At 35.4% G+C, this 17,562-nt stretch carries 15 protein-coding genes; 10 read left to right on the forward strand and 5 right to left on the reverse strand.

Annotation, left to right across the window (positions count from 1 at the left end):
- The first annotated feature begins 29 nt into the window (after nucleotides 1-29).
- Together nifJ and A9G11_RS03350 are read left to right on the forward strand one after the other, a co-directional pair.
- On the forward strand, nucleotides 30-3,572 hold the full coding sequence (gene nifJ / locus A9G11_RS03345; RefSeq protein WP_065618122.1) for a pyruvate:ferredoxin (flavodoxin) oxidoreductase: 3,543 nt from the start codon (nucleotides 30-32) through the stop codon (nucleotides 3,570-3,572).
- A gap of 268 nt (nucleotides 3,573-3,840) precedes the next feature.
- On the forward strand, nucleotides 3,841-5,028 hold the full coding sequence (locus A9G11_RS03350; protein WP_065618123.1) for a pyridoxal phosphate-dependent aminotransferase: 1,188 nt from the start codon (nucleotides 3,841-3,843) through the stop codon (nucleotides 5,026-5,028).
- A 115-nt stretch (nucleotides 5,029-5,143) separates the two neighbouring features.
- On the opposite strand, the gene A9G11_RS03355 is transcribed toward A9G11_RS03350, so the two are convergent.
- The 4 genes from A9G11_RS03355 to zapB all read right to left on the reverse strand — a co-directional run bounded on the left by A9G11_RS03355 (nucleotide 5,144) and on the right by zapB (nucleotide 8,610).
- Nucleotides 5,144-5,509 carry a C40 family peptidase gene (locus A9G11_RS03355; RefSeq protein WP_218056029.1) on the reverse strand — a complete coding sequence of 122 codons (366 nt, stop codon included), beginning with the start codon at nucleotides 5,507-5,509 and terminating at the stop codon, nucleotides 5,144-5,146.
- A 112-nt stretch (nucleotides 5,510-5,621) separates the two neighbouring features.
- The gene (locus tag A9G11_RS03360) at nucleotides 5,622-6,980 is read right to left on the reverse strand and encodes a GTPase/DUF3482 domain-containing protein (protein WP_065618124.1); all 1,359 of its coding nucleotides are present in this window, start codon (nucleotides 6,978-6,980) and stop codon (nucleotides 5,622-5,624) included.
- Between the two features lies 1 nt (nucleotide 6,981).
- The gene (locus A9G11_RS03365; RefSeq protein ID WP_065618125.1) at nucleotides 6,982-8,286 is read right to left on the reverse strand and encodes a DUF2868 domain-containing protein; all 1,305 of its coding nucleotides are present in this window, start codon (nucleotides 8,284-8,286) and stop codon (nucleotides 6,982-6,984) included.
- A gap of 78 nt (nucleotides 8,287-8,364) precedes the next feature.
- Nucleotides 8,365-8,610 (reverse strand): cell division protein ZapB, encoded by a 246-nt coding sequence (zapB, locus tag A9G11_RS03370; protein WP_065618126.1) that lies wholly within the window; start codon nucleotides 8,608-8,610, stop codon nucleotides 8,365-8,367.
- 100 nt (nucleotides 8,611-8,710) lie between these two features.
- Here zapB and tpiA point away from each other — a divergent pair, with 100 nt between their 5' ends.
- Complete coding sequence (gene tpiA / locus A9G11_RS03375) at nucleotides 8,711-9,481, forward strand: triose-phosphate isomerase (RefSeq protein WP_065618127.1); 771 nt, start codon at nucleotides 8,711-8,713, stop codon at nucleotides 9,479-9,481.
- Between the two features lie 70 nt (nucleotides 9,482-9,551).
- Here the strand turns inward: tpiA and A9G11_RS03380 are convergent, their stop codons facing one another.
- Entirely contained in the window at nucleotides 9,552-9,779 is a 228-nt protein-coding gene (locus tag A9G11_RS03380) for a helix-turn-helix domain-containing protein (RefSeq protein ID WP_065618128.1), read from the reverse strand.
- A gap of 153 nt (nucleotides 9,780-9,932) precedes the next feature.
- Between A9G11_RS03380 and A9G11_RS03385 the strand changes: the two genes are divergently transcribed.
- From A9G11_RS03385 to A9G11_RS03415, 7 genes are all read left to right on the forward strand, one after another.
- On the forward strand, nucleotides 9,933-10,622 hold the full coding sequence (locus A9G11_RS03385; protein WP_065618129.1) for a LexA family transcriptional regulator: 690 nt from the start codon (nucleotides 9,933-9,935) through the stop codon (nucleotides 10,620-10,622).
- Between the two features lie 331 nt (nucleotides 10,623-10,953).
- On the forward strand, nucleotides 10,954-12,081 hold the full coding sequence (mnmA, locus tag A9G11_RS03390) for a tRNA 2-thiouridine(34) synthase MnmA (protein ID WP_065618130.1): 1,128 nt from the start codon (nucleotides 10,954-10,956) through the stop codon (nucleotides 12,079-12,081).
- Nucleotides 12,074-12,721 carry a high frequency lysogenization protein HflD gene (gene hflD / locus A9G11_RS03395; RefSeq protein ID WP_081298396.1) on the forward strand — a complete coding sequence of 216 codons (648 nt, stop codon included), beginning with the start codon at nucleotides 12,074-12,076 and terminating at the stop codon, nucleotides 12,719-12,721. Before mnmA ends, hflD begins: the two co-directional genes overlap by 8 nt.
- 43 nt (nucleotides 12,722-12,764) lie before the next feature.
- Nucleotides 12,765-14,132 carry an adenylosuccinate lyase gene (gene purB / locus A9G11_RS03400; RefSeq protein ID WP_065618131.1) on the forward strand — a complete coding sequence of 456 codons (1,368 nt, stop codon included), beginning with the start codon at nucleotides 12,765-12,767 and terminating at the stop codon, nucleotides 14,130-14,132.
- 154 nt (nucleotides 14,133-14,286) lie between these two features.
- Nucleotides 14,287-15,207 (forward strand): hydroxymethylbilane synthase, encoded by a 921-nt coding sequence (gene hemC, locus A9G11_RS03405; protein ID WP_065618132.1) that lies wholly within the window; start codon nucleotides 14,287-14,289, stop codon nucleotides 15,205-15,207.
- Complete coding sequence (locus A9G11_RS03410) at nucleotides 15,204-15,947, forward strand: uroporphyrinogen-III synthase (protein WP_065618133.1); 744 nt, start codon at nucleotides 15,204-15,206, stop codon at nucleotides 15,945-15,947. The genes hemC and A9G11_RS03410 overlap by 4 nt, the downstream gene beginning before the upstream one ends.
- A 164-nt stretch (nucleotides 15,948-16,111) precedes the next feature.
- Nucleotides 16,112-17,560 carry a uroporphyrinogen-III C-methyltransferase gene (locus tag A9G11_RS03415; RefSeq protein WP_065618134.1) on the forward strand — a complete coding sequence of 483 codons (1,449 nt, stop codon included), beginning with the start codon at nucleotides 16,112-16,114 and terminating at the stop codon, nucleotides 17,558-17,560.
- The last annotated feature ends 2 nt before the right edge of the window (nucleotides 17,561-17,562 follow it).

The raw sequence follows: 17,562 nt of genomic DNA on the forward strand, positions 1-17,562 counted from the left end.
CGTAACACTTTAGAATACAAGGTTTTTTAATGATCATATCAGATGCTAATAGTGCGGTTTCATCCGTCGCTTATCGTGCAAACGAAGTCATTGCTATCTATCCAATTACACCTAGCTCTACCATGGCTGAGCAGGCCAGTACATGGGCTGAATTTAACAAACCAAATGTTTTTGGTGATGTACCCAAAGTTGTGGAAATGCAGTCAGAAGCTGGAGCTATTTCAACCGTTCATGGTTCACTAATGACTGGCGCACTTGCTACCTCTTTTACATCTTCACAAGGTTTACTGTTAATGATCCCTTCGCTATATAAAATAGCTGGAGAATTAACCCCTTTTGTTTTACATGTTGCTGCAAGAACTGTGGCAACACATGCTTTATCTATTTTTGGCGATCATTCTGACGTAATGGCGATTAGACAAACCGGTTTTGCAATGCTGTGTTCAAGTTCTGTACAAGAAGCACAGGATTTTGCATTAATTGCACAAATTGCATCACTTAATAGTCGAGTGCCTTTTGTCCATTTTTTTGACGGGTTTAGAACTTCTCATGAAGTGAATAAAATCCACCCAATAAGTGATGAGCAGATTCATAATCTATTACCGCAAGAAGCCATTCATGCTTATCGTACCCGCGCATTAACACCCGATAAACCAGTTATACGAGGTACCTCAGCTAATCCAGATACTTTTTTTCAATGTCGGGAAGCCATTAATCCCTACTATGATAATGCTTATCAACATGTGGTTGATGCAATGGATGCTTTTGAAAAAGAGACAGGAAGGAAATACCGACCATTTGAGTATCATGGCGCTTATGATGCTGAGCGAGTTATGATTATTATGGGGTCTGCCGTCAGTACCAGTAAAGAAGTGGTCGATTATTTGCTACAAAAAGAAGAGAAAGTCGGTGTGGTGATTGTTAGATTATACCGCCCTTTTTCCGCTAAACATTTACTTGAAGTCATACCTGATACAGTTAAAAAAATAGCTGTATTAGATAGAACCAAAGAGCCTGGCGCACAAGCTGAACCGCTTTATTTAGATGTAATGACTGCTTTTGCTGAAAGTTTCTCACGAGGTGAACGAACCTATTTTCCGCAAATCATTGGCGGTCGTTATGGCTTATCATCTAAAGAGTTTGACCCGCGCTGTGTACTTGCAATTTTTGCAGAATTAGCACTTTCAGCTCCTCGTCCACGTTTTACTGTTGGAATTTATGATGATATCACAGGCTTATCTTTACCATTACCAGAAAAATCCATTCCACAAAAATCTGAACTTGAGGCTTTATTCTATGGTCTTGGTAGCGACGGTACGGTTTCAGCTACCAAAAATAATATTAAAATTATTGGCGATGGCTCCCCTTTCTATGTTCAGGGATTTTTTGTCTATGATTCCAAAAAGGCCGGTGGTTTAACCACCTCCCATTTACGAGTAAGTCTAGAGCCTATTGATTCAGCTTATTTAATTACTAGCGCTCATTTTATTGGTTGTCACCAAGATCAATTTATCGATAAATATCAAATTGTCGAAAAACTCAAAGACGACGGGATCTTCTTACTTAATACACCTTATAATAAAGATGAAATTTGGCATCGACTGCCAAAAGAAGTACAAGTCCAATTAATTAAGAAACGCGCTCATTTTTATATTATTAATGCGGCTAAAATTGCTCGTGAATGTAATTTAGGTGCAAGAATTAATACGGTGATGCAAGCCGCATTTTTCCACCTGTCTGAAATATTTAAAAATGACTTCAGTATAACCCAGTTAAAAGAAGTAATCGCTAAAAGCTATAGTAGCAAAGGTCAAGATTTAGTCGAAAACAACTGGAAAGCGCTTGACTTAGCGATCACTTCACTTGAACAGATCCCATTGACTTGTGTTGATCAAAGTAGTGTTTCCAGACCTCCTGTTGTACCTAATAATGCTCCAGATTTTGTCAAAATGGTTACTGCTACTATGTTAGCTGGATTAGGTGATAGTTTACCTGTATCAGCCTTTCCACCTGACGGTACTTGGCCTACTGGAACAACGAAATGGGAAAAGCGTAACATTGCCGAAGCGATCCCTATCTGGCAACCAGAACTGTGTACTCAATGTAATCACTGTGTTGTGGCTTGTCCCCATGCAGCTATTCGAGCCAAAGTAGTTGAACCTGATGAAATGCTTAATGCTCCAGATTCATTAAGTTCACTTGAAGTAAAAGCTCGCGATATGAAAGGTCAACGCTATGTATTACAAGTTGCACCTGAAGATTGTACCGGCTGCAAATTATGTGTTGAGGTTTGTCCGTCTCGCGATCGTAATAACTTTGATATTAAAGCAATTAATATGCAACCTCGTATTGATAACCTTAATACTCAACGCGCGAATTATGAATATTTTACGGCTTTACCAGATCGTGATATCAAAACTCTTGAACGTATTGATATTCGAACTTCACAGTTATTAACACCACTCTTTGAATATTCTGGTGCATGTGCTGGTTGTGGAGAAACACCTTATATTAAATTATTGACACAGCTTTATGGTGACCATTTAGCCATTGCTAACGCTACTGGCTGTTCATCAATTTATGGTGGTAATCTTCCTTCAACACCTTATACCACAGATCGTAACGGTCGTGGCCCAGCTTGGGCAAACTCGCTGTTTGAAAATAATGCTGAATTTGCCTTAGGTTATCGTATTACATACAATCAACATAAGAAACGTGTTTTACGGCTACTTGAACATGTAGCTGGTGAAATCTCACCTGAAATCGTTCTTTGTTTACAATCAACTGAAACCTCAATTGATGAAAAACGTACCAATGTTGCACTGTTACGTCAGCAGTTAGAACATATTAATTCACCAGAAGCCAATGAGTTAATGCAAGATGCAGATTACTTAATCGATAAATCAGTTTGGGCTATTGGCGGTGATGGTTGGGCTTATGATATTGGGTTTGGTGGACTCGATCATGTTATGAGTTTAACCGATAACGTCAATATATTAGTGTTAGATACCCAATGCTATTCAAATACTGGTGGTCAACAATCAAAAGCGACACCAATGGGTGCTGTGTCTAAATTTGCCGATTTAGGTAAACATAAAGCGCGTAAAGATTTAGGTGTTAGTGTGATGATGTATGGTCATGTTTATGTAGCACAAGTTGCTTTAGGTTCACAACTTAATCAAACACTTAAAGCTTTACAAGAAGCAGAAGCGTATGACGGGCCATCATTGGTGATTGCTTATAGCCCTTGTGAAGAACATGGCTATGATCTTTCTAAATCACATGAACAGATGAAAGATTTAGTCAAATCAGGATTCTGGCCTCTTTACCGTTATGATCCTCGTCGTATGAGTGAAGGTAAACCAGGTTTAGTATTAGATTCTAAATCTCCAAATAGTGAGACCTTATCAGGTATATTACTAAAAGAACAACGATTCCGCCGTTTAGAAACATTAGAGCCAGTGATTGCCAATACTTTGCATGAACGTTCTACAAAAATGGTCGATTCTAAGTATAAATTTTTACAGATGTTATCAACTTTTTCGGATATCGAAACGCCAGCAGATAGTTAACATCGTTAAATAGTATTATCTGTAATGTGATGATAGTTAAAAAAGATCGGCTTTGATTAATTACTTATCAAGGCTGATCTTTTTTTGCGCAAAAAGCACTGAAAAAGTGCATGTTAGAACCAAAAAGATCTTACCTTGAAACCTTACTTGGTTAATTCATTTTTTACCTAATTGATCTATATAACCTTTTTAACTTTTTTAGATTGGTACATTTTTTGCAAAATCAATAATTAACCTGATAAGCGTTAACTAAATTGTGAGGTGAATAATGGTATCTAATCTAAATATAAGTCGGAGAAAATTATTAACAGTTTCTAGCGTAGCTTTAGCAGGTTTATCAGTTAATCAACTGCTCTCTAAAGCTCATGCCCAAGAAATACAAAAATCGGTTGCATTTTCACTGCCAATGATTGATACGGTAGTGACACCGGATCAAGGAAACCCAATTAGGCTCAATTTTAACGAAAATGCACTTGGTATGTCCCCTTCAGCTAAACAAGTGGCAATTGACGCTATCCCAAAAGCCAATCGATATGCTAAAGCCGAAATGCCACTTTTAAATAAGCGGTTAGGCCAACATCACAGTGTGAATGAAGATCAGATTTTATTAACTGCCGGATCATCAGAAGGTATTCGTAGTGCAATTGCTGCATTTGTTAAACCTGATACTCAATTCGTAATACCTGAACTTACTTATGGAGACGGTGAACACTTTGCCAAAATCTTTAATTTAAAAATTAACAAAGTACCTTGTTTACCTGACTGGCAAATTGATCTCAATGGTATTAAAAAAGCGGTTGAAAGTCATCAAGGCTTTTCTATTGTCTATCTGGTTAATCCTAATAATCCAACATCAACCGTATTTAAAACCAATGAGCTTGAATTATGGGTAACGAGTAAACCGAAAAATACCATTTTTATCATTGATGAGGCTTACGCAGAATTTGTGAATAATCCCGAATTCTATTCGGTTGATAGTTTCATCAATAAAGGCTGTGATAATGTTATCTTGCTTAAAACGTTCTCAAAGATTCATGCAATGGCTGGTTTACGTGTCGGTTATGTAGTGAGTTCACCGGATAATATTAAAAATATTGCTCAATATGTTGCCGGTGAAAAACTGAACTATTGTGGCGTCTGTGCTGCGCTCACTTCAATGAATGATACTCACTTTTTAGCTTACTCAAAAAAAGCGGTAGATGTTTCACGCAATATTATGGAACAAGCTCTATCAGAACTTGGATTACATTATTTAAAATCAGAAACTAATTTTATGTTTCATAAAAGTCCGATTGATTTGAAACAGTACAGAGAATTGATGAAGCAAAACTTTATCTTGATAGGGCGAGATTTTGAACCTGCAACAGAGTGGTGCAGAATATCACTAGGTACGCCGGGTGAAATGCTTTATGTTGCTAATGTAATGCGAGAATTACGCCAGAAATCAGCTATTTAAAATAAAAACAAAACGAATTTTAAAATAAAAACAGAACGAATTAACTAAAAATAACTTGACTCTCTACATTGATGAAATATAGAGAGTCACATTTTTAACTAAAATCTATTTAGTATTATTTAGTAAGGCGTCGGGTCATCCAGTAGTGTTTTTTCCAATAATCTTCATTTAAATTGGAATAAATTACACCTTTGGATGTTGAAGCATGTAAAAATTTACCGTCAGCATAATAAATACCTACGTGTAAACCATTTCCACCACGACCTGTTTTGAAAAATACTAAATCACCTGCTTTTGGTTGGGTTACTTTATAACCTAATTGTGCTTGAGCGGCGGTACTTCTTGGAAGGGTTTGAGATAATTTACTTTTGAAGAAATTCATTACCAGCCCAGAACAATCACTTCCAGCTAAAGTCGTTCCACCATAACGATATGGTGTTTTTTGCCATTTTTTATAATGTGCATCAATTTTAGCTATCATGTGTGGATCTGCTTTAGATTTTTTAACCGCTAGCTGCCCTTGACTGTTACTACAACCATACAACATAAAGAAGGAAATGAGCAATGTAGTTATTAAAAAACGCTTCCTTATATTAATATAATTGTTCAGCAACTTCCCTAATAGCCGATTGTCTTTTTTTGTCATGCCTTTTTGTTCCTTTATTTAAAGTCGACCACTGCGAATAACGTCTTGCCACTTTAAGACTTTTGGGTAACACGCCCGTTTGCCATTTATTTTTATCCAGTTTAGATAACCTTATAGGACTGGTATTCGCATGGCTCCGATGATTTAAACTTTCTTTAAGACACATTAATCGTAAAGAAAGAAAACAAATAACAACATCATCAACGCTTAATTTACTATATCCAGAAAGCCGATATCGCATTCTAGAACCATAATGTTTTGCTGTTTGCATCAAACTACCAACCGCAGCACCTATTAATGCTGCTGAGCCTAATGAAATCCCACCAGTAGCAAGATCTATACTTGCTCCAATAGTTGCACCAGACACAAAACCTTTAGTCAAATGTACTCCCATCATTTTTAATGCATCTACATTAAAAAGATCGGACTTATAACGCCCTTCGATTAAAGGTAAACTTTCCTCACTTTCTTGAGCAAAGTTGAACTGGTAAAGCCTTAATAATTCATTTATCGCTTTTTGCTCGCGTTTTCTAACATTATTTTGCATATCGGTAATGGCTTGTTTGTCATCAGGCTTTGCCATTTCATAATATGCAGTAACATCAACCAATGTTTCAGCAATAATTAAGTTAGCTGTATGGTTGCGATATTCTCTTAATTCGGTTATTTTAGTTAACCACTCATCTAATATCGCTTTCGCAGGCTCAATCAATAAAGCAAGACTTTGATACAATCGCTCCTCACCATCAACGGGGGGGAACACAGCATCGAAGTGTATGATAGCATGAATTCCGACACGTGAAAGCAATCTTTTCCAATTTTTTTCATTTTCCCCCTCTTGTGCTGTAAAATTTAATACCGCTAGCATCGGTTTATCACTACTTGCCAAGATAGCCAATTCATCATGATACTTATCCAAAACCGGCTCTCTAACGTCTATTACATAGATTCCAGCATCACTATTTATTAATTGCTTTATCACTTTTGCTTCCTGATTAAACACATTTTCTGCTTCAGGGCTTTGTAAAAAAATCGTTAATTTATCGATGCCGTCAAGTTTACTTTTGGATAAGGTCAACTGATTTATATAATCATACAAGGCTAAGCTATCTTCTAAACCTGGGGTATCATAAAAGATAATCGACTTTTGTTGAGCTAACGGCAACGTAATTGATTCTACATGTCTGGTTGTACCGGGTTTATCTAATACTGTACCAAAATCACTGTTGCGAATTAGTGTACGTAATAATGAAGTTTTACCCACATTTGTATGACCAACTACTGCTAATTTTAATGTTGTTAGCATGTTAAAGGTCCTCATTTAACCATTTGGGTTGCGCCAATTGTAAAGATAAGGCTTGCCAGTTATCAAATTGTTTCCCATGATTAATAAACCAGATACGATGTTGTTGTGATTTATTCATTAATTGATTAAGTAAATTCAATACACCTCTATCCGGTGTTCTATCGGTATCGATAGCAATTAACAATTTTTTAGCGGGCGTTAATTGCAAATAATCTAAAATTTTTCGTCTCTGTTCACGGGTATTTAAAAACCCCAAAAAAGTGATTGAATCAGGGGGAGTCCACTCTTCTGAAATTTCAACTGCAACCATAAATGCATCTTTGCTATCACCATTGATTGGAACAGGTGAACGCCATTGTGTATGATTTTGTTGTTTATCTGCATCTTCAATATTAACTAATAAAGGTTGTAACTCATTAATTAATATTTGGTATTCAGGTTGTTTTAGATTAAGTTTGACTTGGCGAGAGCTGATTTGCCAATTAACGCCACAAATTACCATACATAAAAATCGAATACCTAAACCGTAAACAATAAATATACCTAATAACCAAATAGCCCACGATGCTCTCACTTCTCCTGCATTTAACGCTTGTTCACTAAATCTAATAACATCATCATTAGGCATTGGAAATCCAAGCTGAGCCGGTAGAACGCCTAAATAATGCGTTAAGTGGATAATGGTATCTGAACTTAATAATGTGGTTTTCCATTTAAAGCTATAATGTTGGGTAGAAAAAAGCACAACTAATACTAACAAAGCGGTGCTAAGTATTACTGTCCAAAAAAGATTAAGTACAAATCCGATTAACCACCGAATACGCCCACCCAAAAGCTCAACAAAAGCAGGGATAAGTTGTTGTACCGTCTTTTTTTGGGAAAACTTTTTAGCTAACCATAACCAACAATAGACTAATATACTGCCACCTAAATTGCCGAAAAAAAAGAACGAACCTAACCAAATGGTTAATGTAATTAAATGAACACCTAATAAACTAAAAAGAGCCCAATACAGATTAACTGGATTTTGGCTTAATGCACCAATTGCTAAGCTAGCACCAAGGAAAATAGAAAGTAAAATCAATAAAAGAAAAGAGAGTTTAATCGCATTTAATAATATTTTTTGTGCAGATAAAAGTCCGTTTTCACGGGATAAAATAGTTGCACGCATAATAATACGCGCGCTTGGTGAAGATTGAGTTGCTCTGACTTGTCGATTAATATCTTGATCAGCAAACCGCCCAGAATCGTTTTCAATAAGACGAATGGTTTCAGTAAGCCATAGTGATTTTAACTCTTCTCGCATTATACTTATCTTCAAATTTAATTTAATAAAGCATAAAAGAAACGCGACATAAGTCGCGTCTACAATAAGTTAAAGAATTTATTGCGTTATTTCGCCAATTTTACTTAATAAGGTTTGGATTCGTTGTTGCCATACTTGTTGTTCTTGCTTCAACTTTTCATTTTCTTCGCGTAGTGCTTTCATCTCATCAGAACTATCATTAATCAATTGCTCCAACTCTTGATTACCTAACTTTAAAGTCGCGATCTCTTGTTGTAACGTAGTGATAGTATTAACGGTATGTTGGATTCTACTTTCTAATTGATTCAATATTTCTAATGACATATTATTCCTCTAGCTAAAATTATTTGGTGTATAATCTTTACTATTATAACCAATTCATTCTAAAATCAACACAATTTTAAATCTTAAGTTGGAGAAAATTATGCGTAAACCTCTCGTTATGGGTAACTGGAAACTCAATGGTAGTATTGATATGGCAAAAAACTTAGTTGCAGGGCTAAGAAATGAGCTATCAACAGATGTTGCATGTGATATTGCTATTGCACCTCCGGTAGTTTATTTAGATTTTGTTAAACATCAATTAGGTGGGTCAAATATTATTTTAGGCGCTCAGGATGTTGGTATTAACCTCTCTGGAGCTTATACCGGTGAAGTCTCAGTAGACATGTTGAAAGAAGTGGGTGTTACTCATATCATCATTGGTCATTCAGAACGTCGAACTTATCATAAAGAATCAGATGAGTTTATCGCAAAAAAATTCGGTGTAATTAAAGAAGCAGGCTTAGTACCAGTGCTTTGTATTGGTGAAACCGAAGCAGAAAACGAAGCAGGTCAAACCCAAGCTGTATGCGCTCGTCAAATTGATGCGGTAATTAATGCATTAGGAGTACAAGCATTTAATCATGCAGTTATTGCTTACGAACCAGTTTGGGCAATTGGTACAGGAAAATCTGCAACCCCAGCGCAAGCACAAGCTGTACACAAATTCATCCGCGATCATATTGCACAAAAAGATGCTAAAGTGGCAGAACAAGTTATTATCCAGTACGGTGGTTCAGTCAACGATAAAAATGCAGCTGAATTATTCACACAACCAGATATTGACGGAGCTTTGGTTGGTGGAGCATCATTAAAAGCTGATGCATTTGCTGTAATTGTAAAAGCAGCAGAAAAAGCTAAAGCTAAAAAATAAATAAAAAAAGGACGCCTGTTTAGGCGTCTTTTTTAACGTTTGTTTCATTTAAATTTAACTAAATAAAATGTTATTTTTTAGCTTTTAAAAGGTAACGTGTTGGCCAAATTTTTTCTACAGATACTTGTAAATATTCAGAAATAATTCTTTCATACTTAGGACAGTGACGATACAAGGCATTTCTTAAAGTATCAGCTTGTAGCCCACTTGATCGCGATAAAGCTCTCAAGTTTCCGCCTCTAATTTTTATTTCTCCTACAACTCTTGATGGAGACCAGTCTTGATCTTGTTCGCTCATTATGAGATCCTCTACTTGGTTAAATTTTTTACTATTGTAAAGATTATCGGTATTACAATGTTAAAAATGTAAGACATTTATAGTAAAGAATACCACATAAAAAAACGAAATAAAACTATAAAAATAAAAAAATTATATAAAATGGAATTAAAAATGACAGAAAACAAAATAAAAACGCTTGACGAGCAAGAAAAAACGCGAATTTTAATTAGCACAGGTGTAATCGATTTCAAAAATAGATTAACCCTTGTGCTAGAAGGTATGTCAGGTAATGCTTTTGCAAAAAAAGTCGGAATGTCTGAAGCTGTAATTCGCGATTATTTATCAGGAAAAACCTATCCTTCACTTAATCGATTAGCTATTATTGCATTAAAATGTGATGTCCCTATTGAATGGTTAGCAACCGGGAAAGGTGAATGCAGGTTATTACCAGAAAGTGTTATTAAAGGATCTATCAATATCCCATTTCATCGCTTAGATGATACAGGAAAACCTTTTGCCAAAATTGAATCAATCCCCTTTAATATTAATTTGATTAAAAATCAGGGATTAAATTGTGATGATTTAACAGCGGTATGGGCTAGTGGCGATAGTATGGAGCCTACCATTTCCAATCATGATATTTTAATTATCAATAAGGTACATGCCAAACCACTTGACGGTTACCTTTATGCGGTACAATATGATGATCAAATCAGTATTAAAAGAATTCAAAATCAGGGATCTAACCTCGCATTACTTTGTGATAACCCTAAATATCCTACTATTATGATTGATAAAAATACTCCACAAGATTTTGCAATTATTGGTCATGTAGTTTTTCTCTTAAAGGATCTCTATTAACGTATTAACAATCGTTTTATCATTTATCACAACGATATTCCGTCGATGTTTATCGACGGAAGTTGGGTCGTTTTTTAAACGTTGCTTGTCTTCTCTATTGATACTTATATCCTCAAAAAATAAATAATAGACGAATATTTTTGATAAAGATCAGCAATCAATTTTTTCAAAATAGTAAAAAACGATTATATTAACGATTTAATAGACTCATACTCACAACCTAACACAATTTTTCATAGTCTGGTCAAGATCCCTATGGGTATAACTTTATGCTTTTTTTGCCCAGATATGCTAAAATTAACCTTTATTTTTAGTCTATTATTTAGTGATTATGCCAAATATAAATACTTCAAAAAAAGTGGTTGTCGGTATGTCGGGTGGTGTTGATTCTTCTGTTTCTGCTTATTTATTACAACAACAAGGTTATCATGTTGTTGGATTATTTATGAAAAATTGGGAAGAAGATGATAACGAAGAGTACTGTTCAGCTGCAGTCGATTTAGCTGATGCAAAAGCAGTTTGTGATAAATTAAACATTGAATTATTTACCATTAATTTCGCAGCTGAATATTGGGATAATGTGTTTGAACATTTTTTGTCTGAATATAAAGCCGGCAGAACACCAAACCCCGATATTTTATGCAATAAAGAGATCAAATTTAAGGCCTTTTTAGAATACGCAGCCGAAGATCTTGGTGCTGATTATATTGCAACTGGTCATTATGTCCGCAAACGAGAAACCAATAACAAGGTTGAGTTATTGCGTGGTATTGATAACAATAAAGATCAGAGCTATTTTTTATATACGCTTAGTGAACAACAACTACGCCAAAGTCTATTCCCGGTTGGTGAACTTGAAAAACCCAAAGTACGAGAAATTGCTCAGCAATTAGGATTAGCAACTGCCGCCAAAAAAGATTCTACTGGTATCTGTTTCATTGGAGAACGAAAATTTAGCGATTTTTTAGCTCGCTATTTACCGGCTCAATCAGGTGCTATTCGTACTGTTGACGGCGAGGTAATTGGACAACATCAAGGTCTTATGTACCATACATTAGGGCAACGCAAAGGACTTGGTATTGGAGGACTGAAGCAGGCTGAAGATACACCGTGGTATGTGGTGGACAAAGATATCAAAAATAATGAATTAATTGTTGCGCAAGGGCATAATCACCCTGCTCTATTTTCTGATGGACTTATTGCACAACAGTTACATTGGGTTAATCGTCAAGTTATTACCAAACCATTTAGTTGTACTGTCAAAACACGCTATCGTCAACAAGATATTGCTTGTCAAGTAAATCCATTGTCAGAAGATAAAATTGAAGTCATTTTTGAAAGTCCGGTTGCTGCCGTGACACCTGGTCAATCTGCGGTTTTTTATCAAGGTGAAGTATGCCTTGGTGGAGGTATAATAGAACAACGTATTATACGCAGTAAGGAGTCTTTTTGTGAATAATAAATATCATCATATAGCTATTGCACTCGCTGGCGTGGCTCAGAGTGCAATGTTAATTCCTCAGCTTGCCAATACTGGAAGTTGTAGCATGTCACTTTATGAGCGATCGATAAACAGTGTTTTCAAAACTTCACCAAAAACCACTGCAGATGTTTATGACGGCATAAAAAATGTTGTTACTGGTTTGCAAACGTTGATACAACTACTTTCTTCTGGTCAAAAAGAGCAAATAGATATGATTCGCTATTTATTTGGCACTTTAAGTATCACAAGTAAATTGCTCAAAAACAATGATGCATTAAATAAGATTGATCAACGACTAACACGCATTTCTAGTCTTTATTCCGATCTAAGTGATGAAACAATCCATGAACATGTTGATGATCTTTCTTACTCATTGGCGGGGATCTATTCTGATATAGTTAGCCCGTTATCAACTAAAATTAAGGTCGTTGGTAAAGTAGAATTTTTACAAAATTCATTAATACAAGCTAAAGTAAGAACGGCTCTTTTTGGAAGTGTTCGTTCTGCGATCTTGTGGTATCAAGTTGGTGGTGGGCGATTACAGATCATCTTTTCACGTAAACGAATCTGTAATGCTGCGCGAGATTTACTGCAAGAGATTAATAACGCCAATTAATTTATACTTTTTAAATATTTAAAATAGCAACGGAGTTAAACTGATGGAATTATCCGTACTTACTGCCCTTTCACCAATTGATGGTCGCTATGGTGATAAAACAACTGAATTACGCGCTATTTTTAGCGAATTTGGTTTGATAAAATACCGTGTTCAAGTTGAAATTCGCTGGTTACAAAAATTAGCCTCACAACCAGAAATCCTTGAAGTACCCGCTTTAAGCGACTTAGCTATCAAACATCTTAATCAAATTGTCGAACAATTTAGTGAACAAGATGCACAGCGGATTAAAGAGATTGAAAAAACTACTAATCATGATGTCAAAGCGGTTGAGTATTTTTTGAAAGAAAAAGTCAAAACGAATGAAGAATTGCATGCAATTAATGAATTTATTCATTTTGCTTGCACATCAGAAGATATCAACAATTTATCCTACGCTTTAATGTTAAAAACTGCGAGAGATACAGTTTTAATCCCTTATTGGCACAAACTTATTGAACAAATTACCTCACAAGCTAGAACCTATCGCGAACTACCTTTACTGGCAAGAACACACGGTCAACCGGCTACTCCATCAACTATAGGTAAAGAGTTTGCAAATGTTGCTTATCGACTACAGCGTCAATTAAAGCAACTGCAATCCGTTGAAATATTAGGTAAAATCAATGGCGCTACGGGTAATTATAATGCTCATTTAGTCGCTTATCCTGAAATTAATTGGCATCAGTTCAGTGAAGAGTTTGTCTGTTCATTGGGATTAAAATGGAATCCTTATACTACACAAATTGAACCACATGACTATATCGCTGAGTTTTTTGATTGTGTGGCCCGATTTAATACCATTATGATCGATTTCGATCGCGATGTGTGGGGGTACATTTCACTAAATCATTTTAAACAAAAAACGATTGAAGGTGAAATTGGCTCATCTACTATGCCTCACAAAGTCAATCCAATTGATTTTGAAAATTCAGAAGGCAATTTAGGCATCGCAAATGCAGTTATGAATCATTTAGGTAGCAAATTACCTATATCTCGTTTTCAACGTGATTTAACTGATTCTACCGTCTTACGTAATCTTGGTGTTGGAATTGGTTATGCAATTATTGCTTATCAATCAACGTTAAAAGGATTGAATAAACTTGAAGTTAATCAAGCTTATCTTTTAGAAGAACTCAATCGTAACTGGGAAGTTTTAGCCGAACCAATTCAAACGGTTATGCGTCGTTATGGTATTGAAAAGCCATATGAAAAATTGAAAGAATTAACACGTGGTAAGCGTGTTGACGCTGAAGGTATAAAACGTTTTATTGATTCATTAGCTTTACCTGAAAGTGAAAAAACACGATTAAAACAGTTAACCCCAGCCAACTACATAGGCTATGCGGTAAATTTTGTTGATGAGCTTTAATCACAATTGAAATTAATATCGCCTAAAAGATTAAGTAATTTCCTTAGGCGATATTGATACTGCCCAAGTTCATGTGACTAAATTGGTAACGCAAAAATCAATAAAAAGTAATGACAAAAAGCATGATTGATTACCAATAAAATAGGAAAAACAATTGAAAATTCGCATTGCAACACGGAAAAGCCCTTTAGCTCTTTGGCAAGCTAATTTTGTCAAAGATCAACTATTAGCCATACATAAACATCTCTCCGTTGAGCTTGTACCAATGGTGACACAAGGTGATGTGTTATTAGATAGTCCATTAGCAAAAATAGGCGGTAAAGGGCTTTTTGTTAAACAGCTGGAACAAGCTATGTTAAATAACCAAGCAGATATAGCCGTTCATTCTATCAAAGATATTCCCGCTCAGTTTCCTGAAGGATTAATGCTAGCAACAATTTGTCAACGTGATGAAGTTCGTGATGCGTTTATTTCTAATAAGTATGATAATCTTGATACCTTACCTGATGGTGCAGTCATTGGTACATCAAGTTTACGCAGGCAATGCCAATTACGTGCCAAATATCCACATATTCAAATTAAAGATCTACGTGGTAATGTCAGTACTCGCCTAGCTAAACTAGATAATAATGAGTATGACGCAATTATTCTTGCCTCAGTCGGTTTAAAGCGTTTAGGTTTGAATAATAGGATCAAGCAGTTTATTGAAACCGACTTAATACTTCCGGCAGTTGGTCAAGGTGCTGTGGGTATTGAAACCAGAGTTGATGATAAAGCGATAATGGATCTACTTGCACCTCTTGATGATAAAAATAGTCGAATCTGTATTTTAGCTGAAAGAGCGATGAACCAATATTTACAAGGTGGTTGCCAAGTGCCTATTGCCTGTTACAGCCAATTAAATAATGGTGTATTGACTTTACAAGGACTGGTTGGTCGGGTAGACGGCAGTAAAGTCATTAAATCAATGCTACAAGGCAATGCCAGTCAAGCTGAAGAGTTAGGGTGCAAATTAGCTAAGCAGTTACTTGAACAAGGTGCTGCAGAAATTTTACAGGAATTAAATGACCAATGATTGTGGTGACAAGACCTTCGCCCGAGGGCGAAATTTTGACACAACGCCTAATTCAAGCCAATTTACCGGCTATGCATCTTCCTTTTTTTAATATATCAATCGGTGATGGTTTATTACATTTACAAACTGAACTCAATCAGCTAACTCCATTAGATATCGTCATCGTTGTTTCTCCTCAAGTTAGCCATATTATTAAAACTAACTTGCCAAATTTATTATTTCCTGCGCATATTAGTTATTTTGCGATAGGTTATAAATCCGCTGAGTTATTTAAACAATTAAGTCAAAAAAATGTCAGCTATCCGAAACAGGAAAACAGTGAAGGTCTATTACAATTACTTGATCTGCAACCCGTAAAAAATCGCACTATTTTAATTTTACGTGGTGATTTTGGGCGTCAATTATTAACCGAAGAGTTGACCCAAAAAGGTGCAAAAGTAAGGTTATTACAATGTTATCGTCGAAAAGCAATTCACTACCCTGCTAACATTTTAAATGATTATATTAATAAACAAATAATTGTTATTACCAGTGTTGAACATCTTTTACAACTTGATGTGTACTGCCATATTGAACATAAACAGCATGCTTATTTAATGGTTACTAGTCTACGAATTTTTGCTAAAGCAACACAGCTACAATGGCAAAAGGTTTTATTAGTAGATAATGCTAACAATCAAACGCTATTTGAAGCTTTGATAGCATTATCACATCAACCAACAACTAATCTAAAAAACTAGTAGAAATATAAACTGAATTACTGTCAATTAGATTAAGTAATAATCACAATTAAAAAGCAAAATAAAGTCGGTTGGTTGTAAAATAATCAAATTTTATTTAAAACAATGATAACTCTATGTCATAATGCCACTATATTTTAACAAAATGCTAAATGAGGTTCTTCATGCCATTACGATATTATGGTGCCAATGCAACACTTTCAACAATAAGTACGACTTCATTTAGTCAAACATCCACGATAAATATCAAAAATGAAGCGAAAAAGACTATGAAAGAAGAGAAAGAAACTCAAATAAACACCCAATCTAGTCCCGAAGTAGATATAAAAGTTACCCCATCATCCATAACTAAAAATGTTAATAAAGTACCTGTCTCTAAACTCTCTATTGTTGCAATTGCTTTATCTTTCTGCCTTAGTGGCATCATTTATTATTATGGGCATAAACAAATCCAAAATCAGAAAAAAACCATAGCTACACTGCAAACGCAAATAACTAACTTAAAGCAAACCACCAGACAAAGCATTATCAATGACTTGCAAACTAACATTACTGAGACAGTCAATCAACAAAATCAACAATTTACTTCATTAGAACAACGTATTGATCGCCAACTTACTGAACAGCAAAAAGTACAACAACAGTTGATAACACAAGTAAATGATGCATCAAAAAGTACTGAGCAAAACTTACACAGCATCAATGAACGTTTATCCGCTATGTCTATTACCGATAATAATGTGTGGTTGATTTCACAAGCTAATTATCTTGTTCATTTAGCTGGTAGAAAAATCTGGAACGATCAAGATTACACCACTGCGCGTCTATTACTAAAAAATGCTGATGATAGTTTAGCTCAGGCTAACGATCCAAGTTTATTACCTGCCAGACAAGCAATTAATAAAGATATTACTTCGTTATCACAAGTTAGCTTTATAGATACTGATGGTATTATTCTGAAATTAATCGGATTATCTGAAACATTAACTGAACTTCCTCTGGTGGGTAATTATAAAGACGTCGATCTTGGTATGACGCAATATGATGATCTTGCTTTAGACGGTGATAGTGCCGATAAAAAAGAGTCAGCAAATGGCGTGGGTAAGGTAGACAATAATCAAAATAGTGAGGATAGCGAAGTTTCTTCATCTATTACCGATTGGTCAAGTAATTTATTAACTAATACTAAGTCCTTCATGCAAAAATTCATTACTGTCGAAAAACTGGATGAAAATGAAAATAACTTTGCTACTTGCTTATCTCAAGCTGGAGCAGATGAAAAACAGATCGTTAAATGCAACATTCTTAAAACGCCAATCACTTTAGAACAATCACTTTATTTACGCGAAAATATCCGTTTCCGTTTATTGATTGCAGCACAAGCCGTCCCTCGACATCAAGATCTTGTTTACCTACGAGCGCTAGATGATGCGTCTATTTGGGTTAACGCTTACTTTGACGGTAATTCACCAGCAGTAAAAGCATTTTTAAGTGATCTAGGAGAATTACAAAGCCAATCAATAAGTAACCAAGATGTGCCAGAAAAGCTTGAAAGTATTTCGGAACTGGAAAAGTTAATGCAAACTCGTGTTCGTTCAATGATGGCTAAATAGGA

Source organism: Gilliamella sp. wkB108 (genome assembly GCF_001690195.1).
In the GTDB taxonomy this organism is placed as follows: domain Bacteria; phylum Pseudomonadota; class Gammaproteobacteria; order Enterobacterales; family Orbaceae; genus Gilliamella; species Gilliamella apicola_L.

Coding starts and splice junctions, on each gene's coding strand:
- A9G11_RS03380 (WP_065618128.1), bottom strand. CDS start 9,779: ATGAGCGAACAAGATCAAGACTGGTCTCCATCAAGAGTTGTAGGAGAA.
- zapB (WP_065618126.1), bottom strand. CDS start 8,610: ATGTCATTAGAAATATTGAATCAATTAGAAAGTAGAATCCAACATACC.
- A9G11_RS03360 (WP_065618124.1), bottom strand. CDS start 6,980: ATGCTAACAACATTAAAATTAGCAGTAGTTGGTCATACAAATGTGGGT.
- purB (WP_065618131.1), top strand. CDS start 12,765: ATGGAATTATCCGTACTTACTGCCCTTTCACCAATTGATGGTCGCTAT.
- tpiA (WP_065618127.1), top strand. CDS start 8,711: ATGCGTAAACCTCTCGTTATGGGTAACTGGAAACTCAATGGTAGTATT.
- A9G11_RS03355 (WP_218056029.1), bottom strand. CDS start 5,509: ATGATAGCTAAAATTGATGCACATTATAAAAAATGGCAAAAAACACCA.
- A9G11_RS03385 (WP_065618129.1), top strand. CDS start 9,933: ATGACAGAAAACAAAATAAAAACGCTTGACGAGCAAGAAAAAACGCGA.
- mnmA (WP_065618130.1), top strand. CDS start 10,954: ATGCCAAATATAAATACTTCAAAAAAAGTGGTTGTCGGTATGTCGGGT.
- A9G11_RS03350 (WP_065618123.1), top strand. CDS start 3,841: ATGGTATCTAATCTAAATATAAGTCGGAGAAAATTATTAACAGTTTCT.
- nifJ (WP_065618122.1), top strand. CDS start 30: ATGATCATATCAGATGCTAATAGTGCGGTTTCATCCGTCGCTTATCGT.
- A9G11_RS03410 (WP_065618133.1), top strand. CDS start 15,204: ATGATTGTGGTGACAAGACCTTCGCCCGAGGGCGAAATTTTGACACAA.
- A9G11_RS03365 (WP_065618125.1), bottom strand. CDS start 8,286: ATGCGAGAAGAGTTAAAATCACTATGGCTTACTGAAACCATTCGTCTT.
- A9G11_RS03415 (WP_065618134.1), top strand. CDS start 16,112: ATGCCATTACGATATTATGGTGCCAATGCAACACTTTCAACAATAAGT.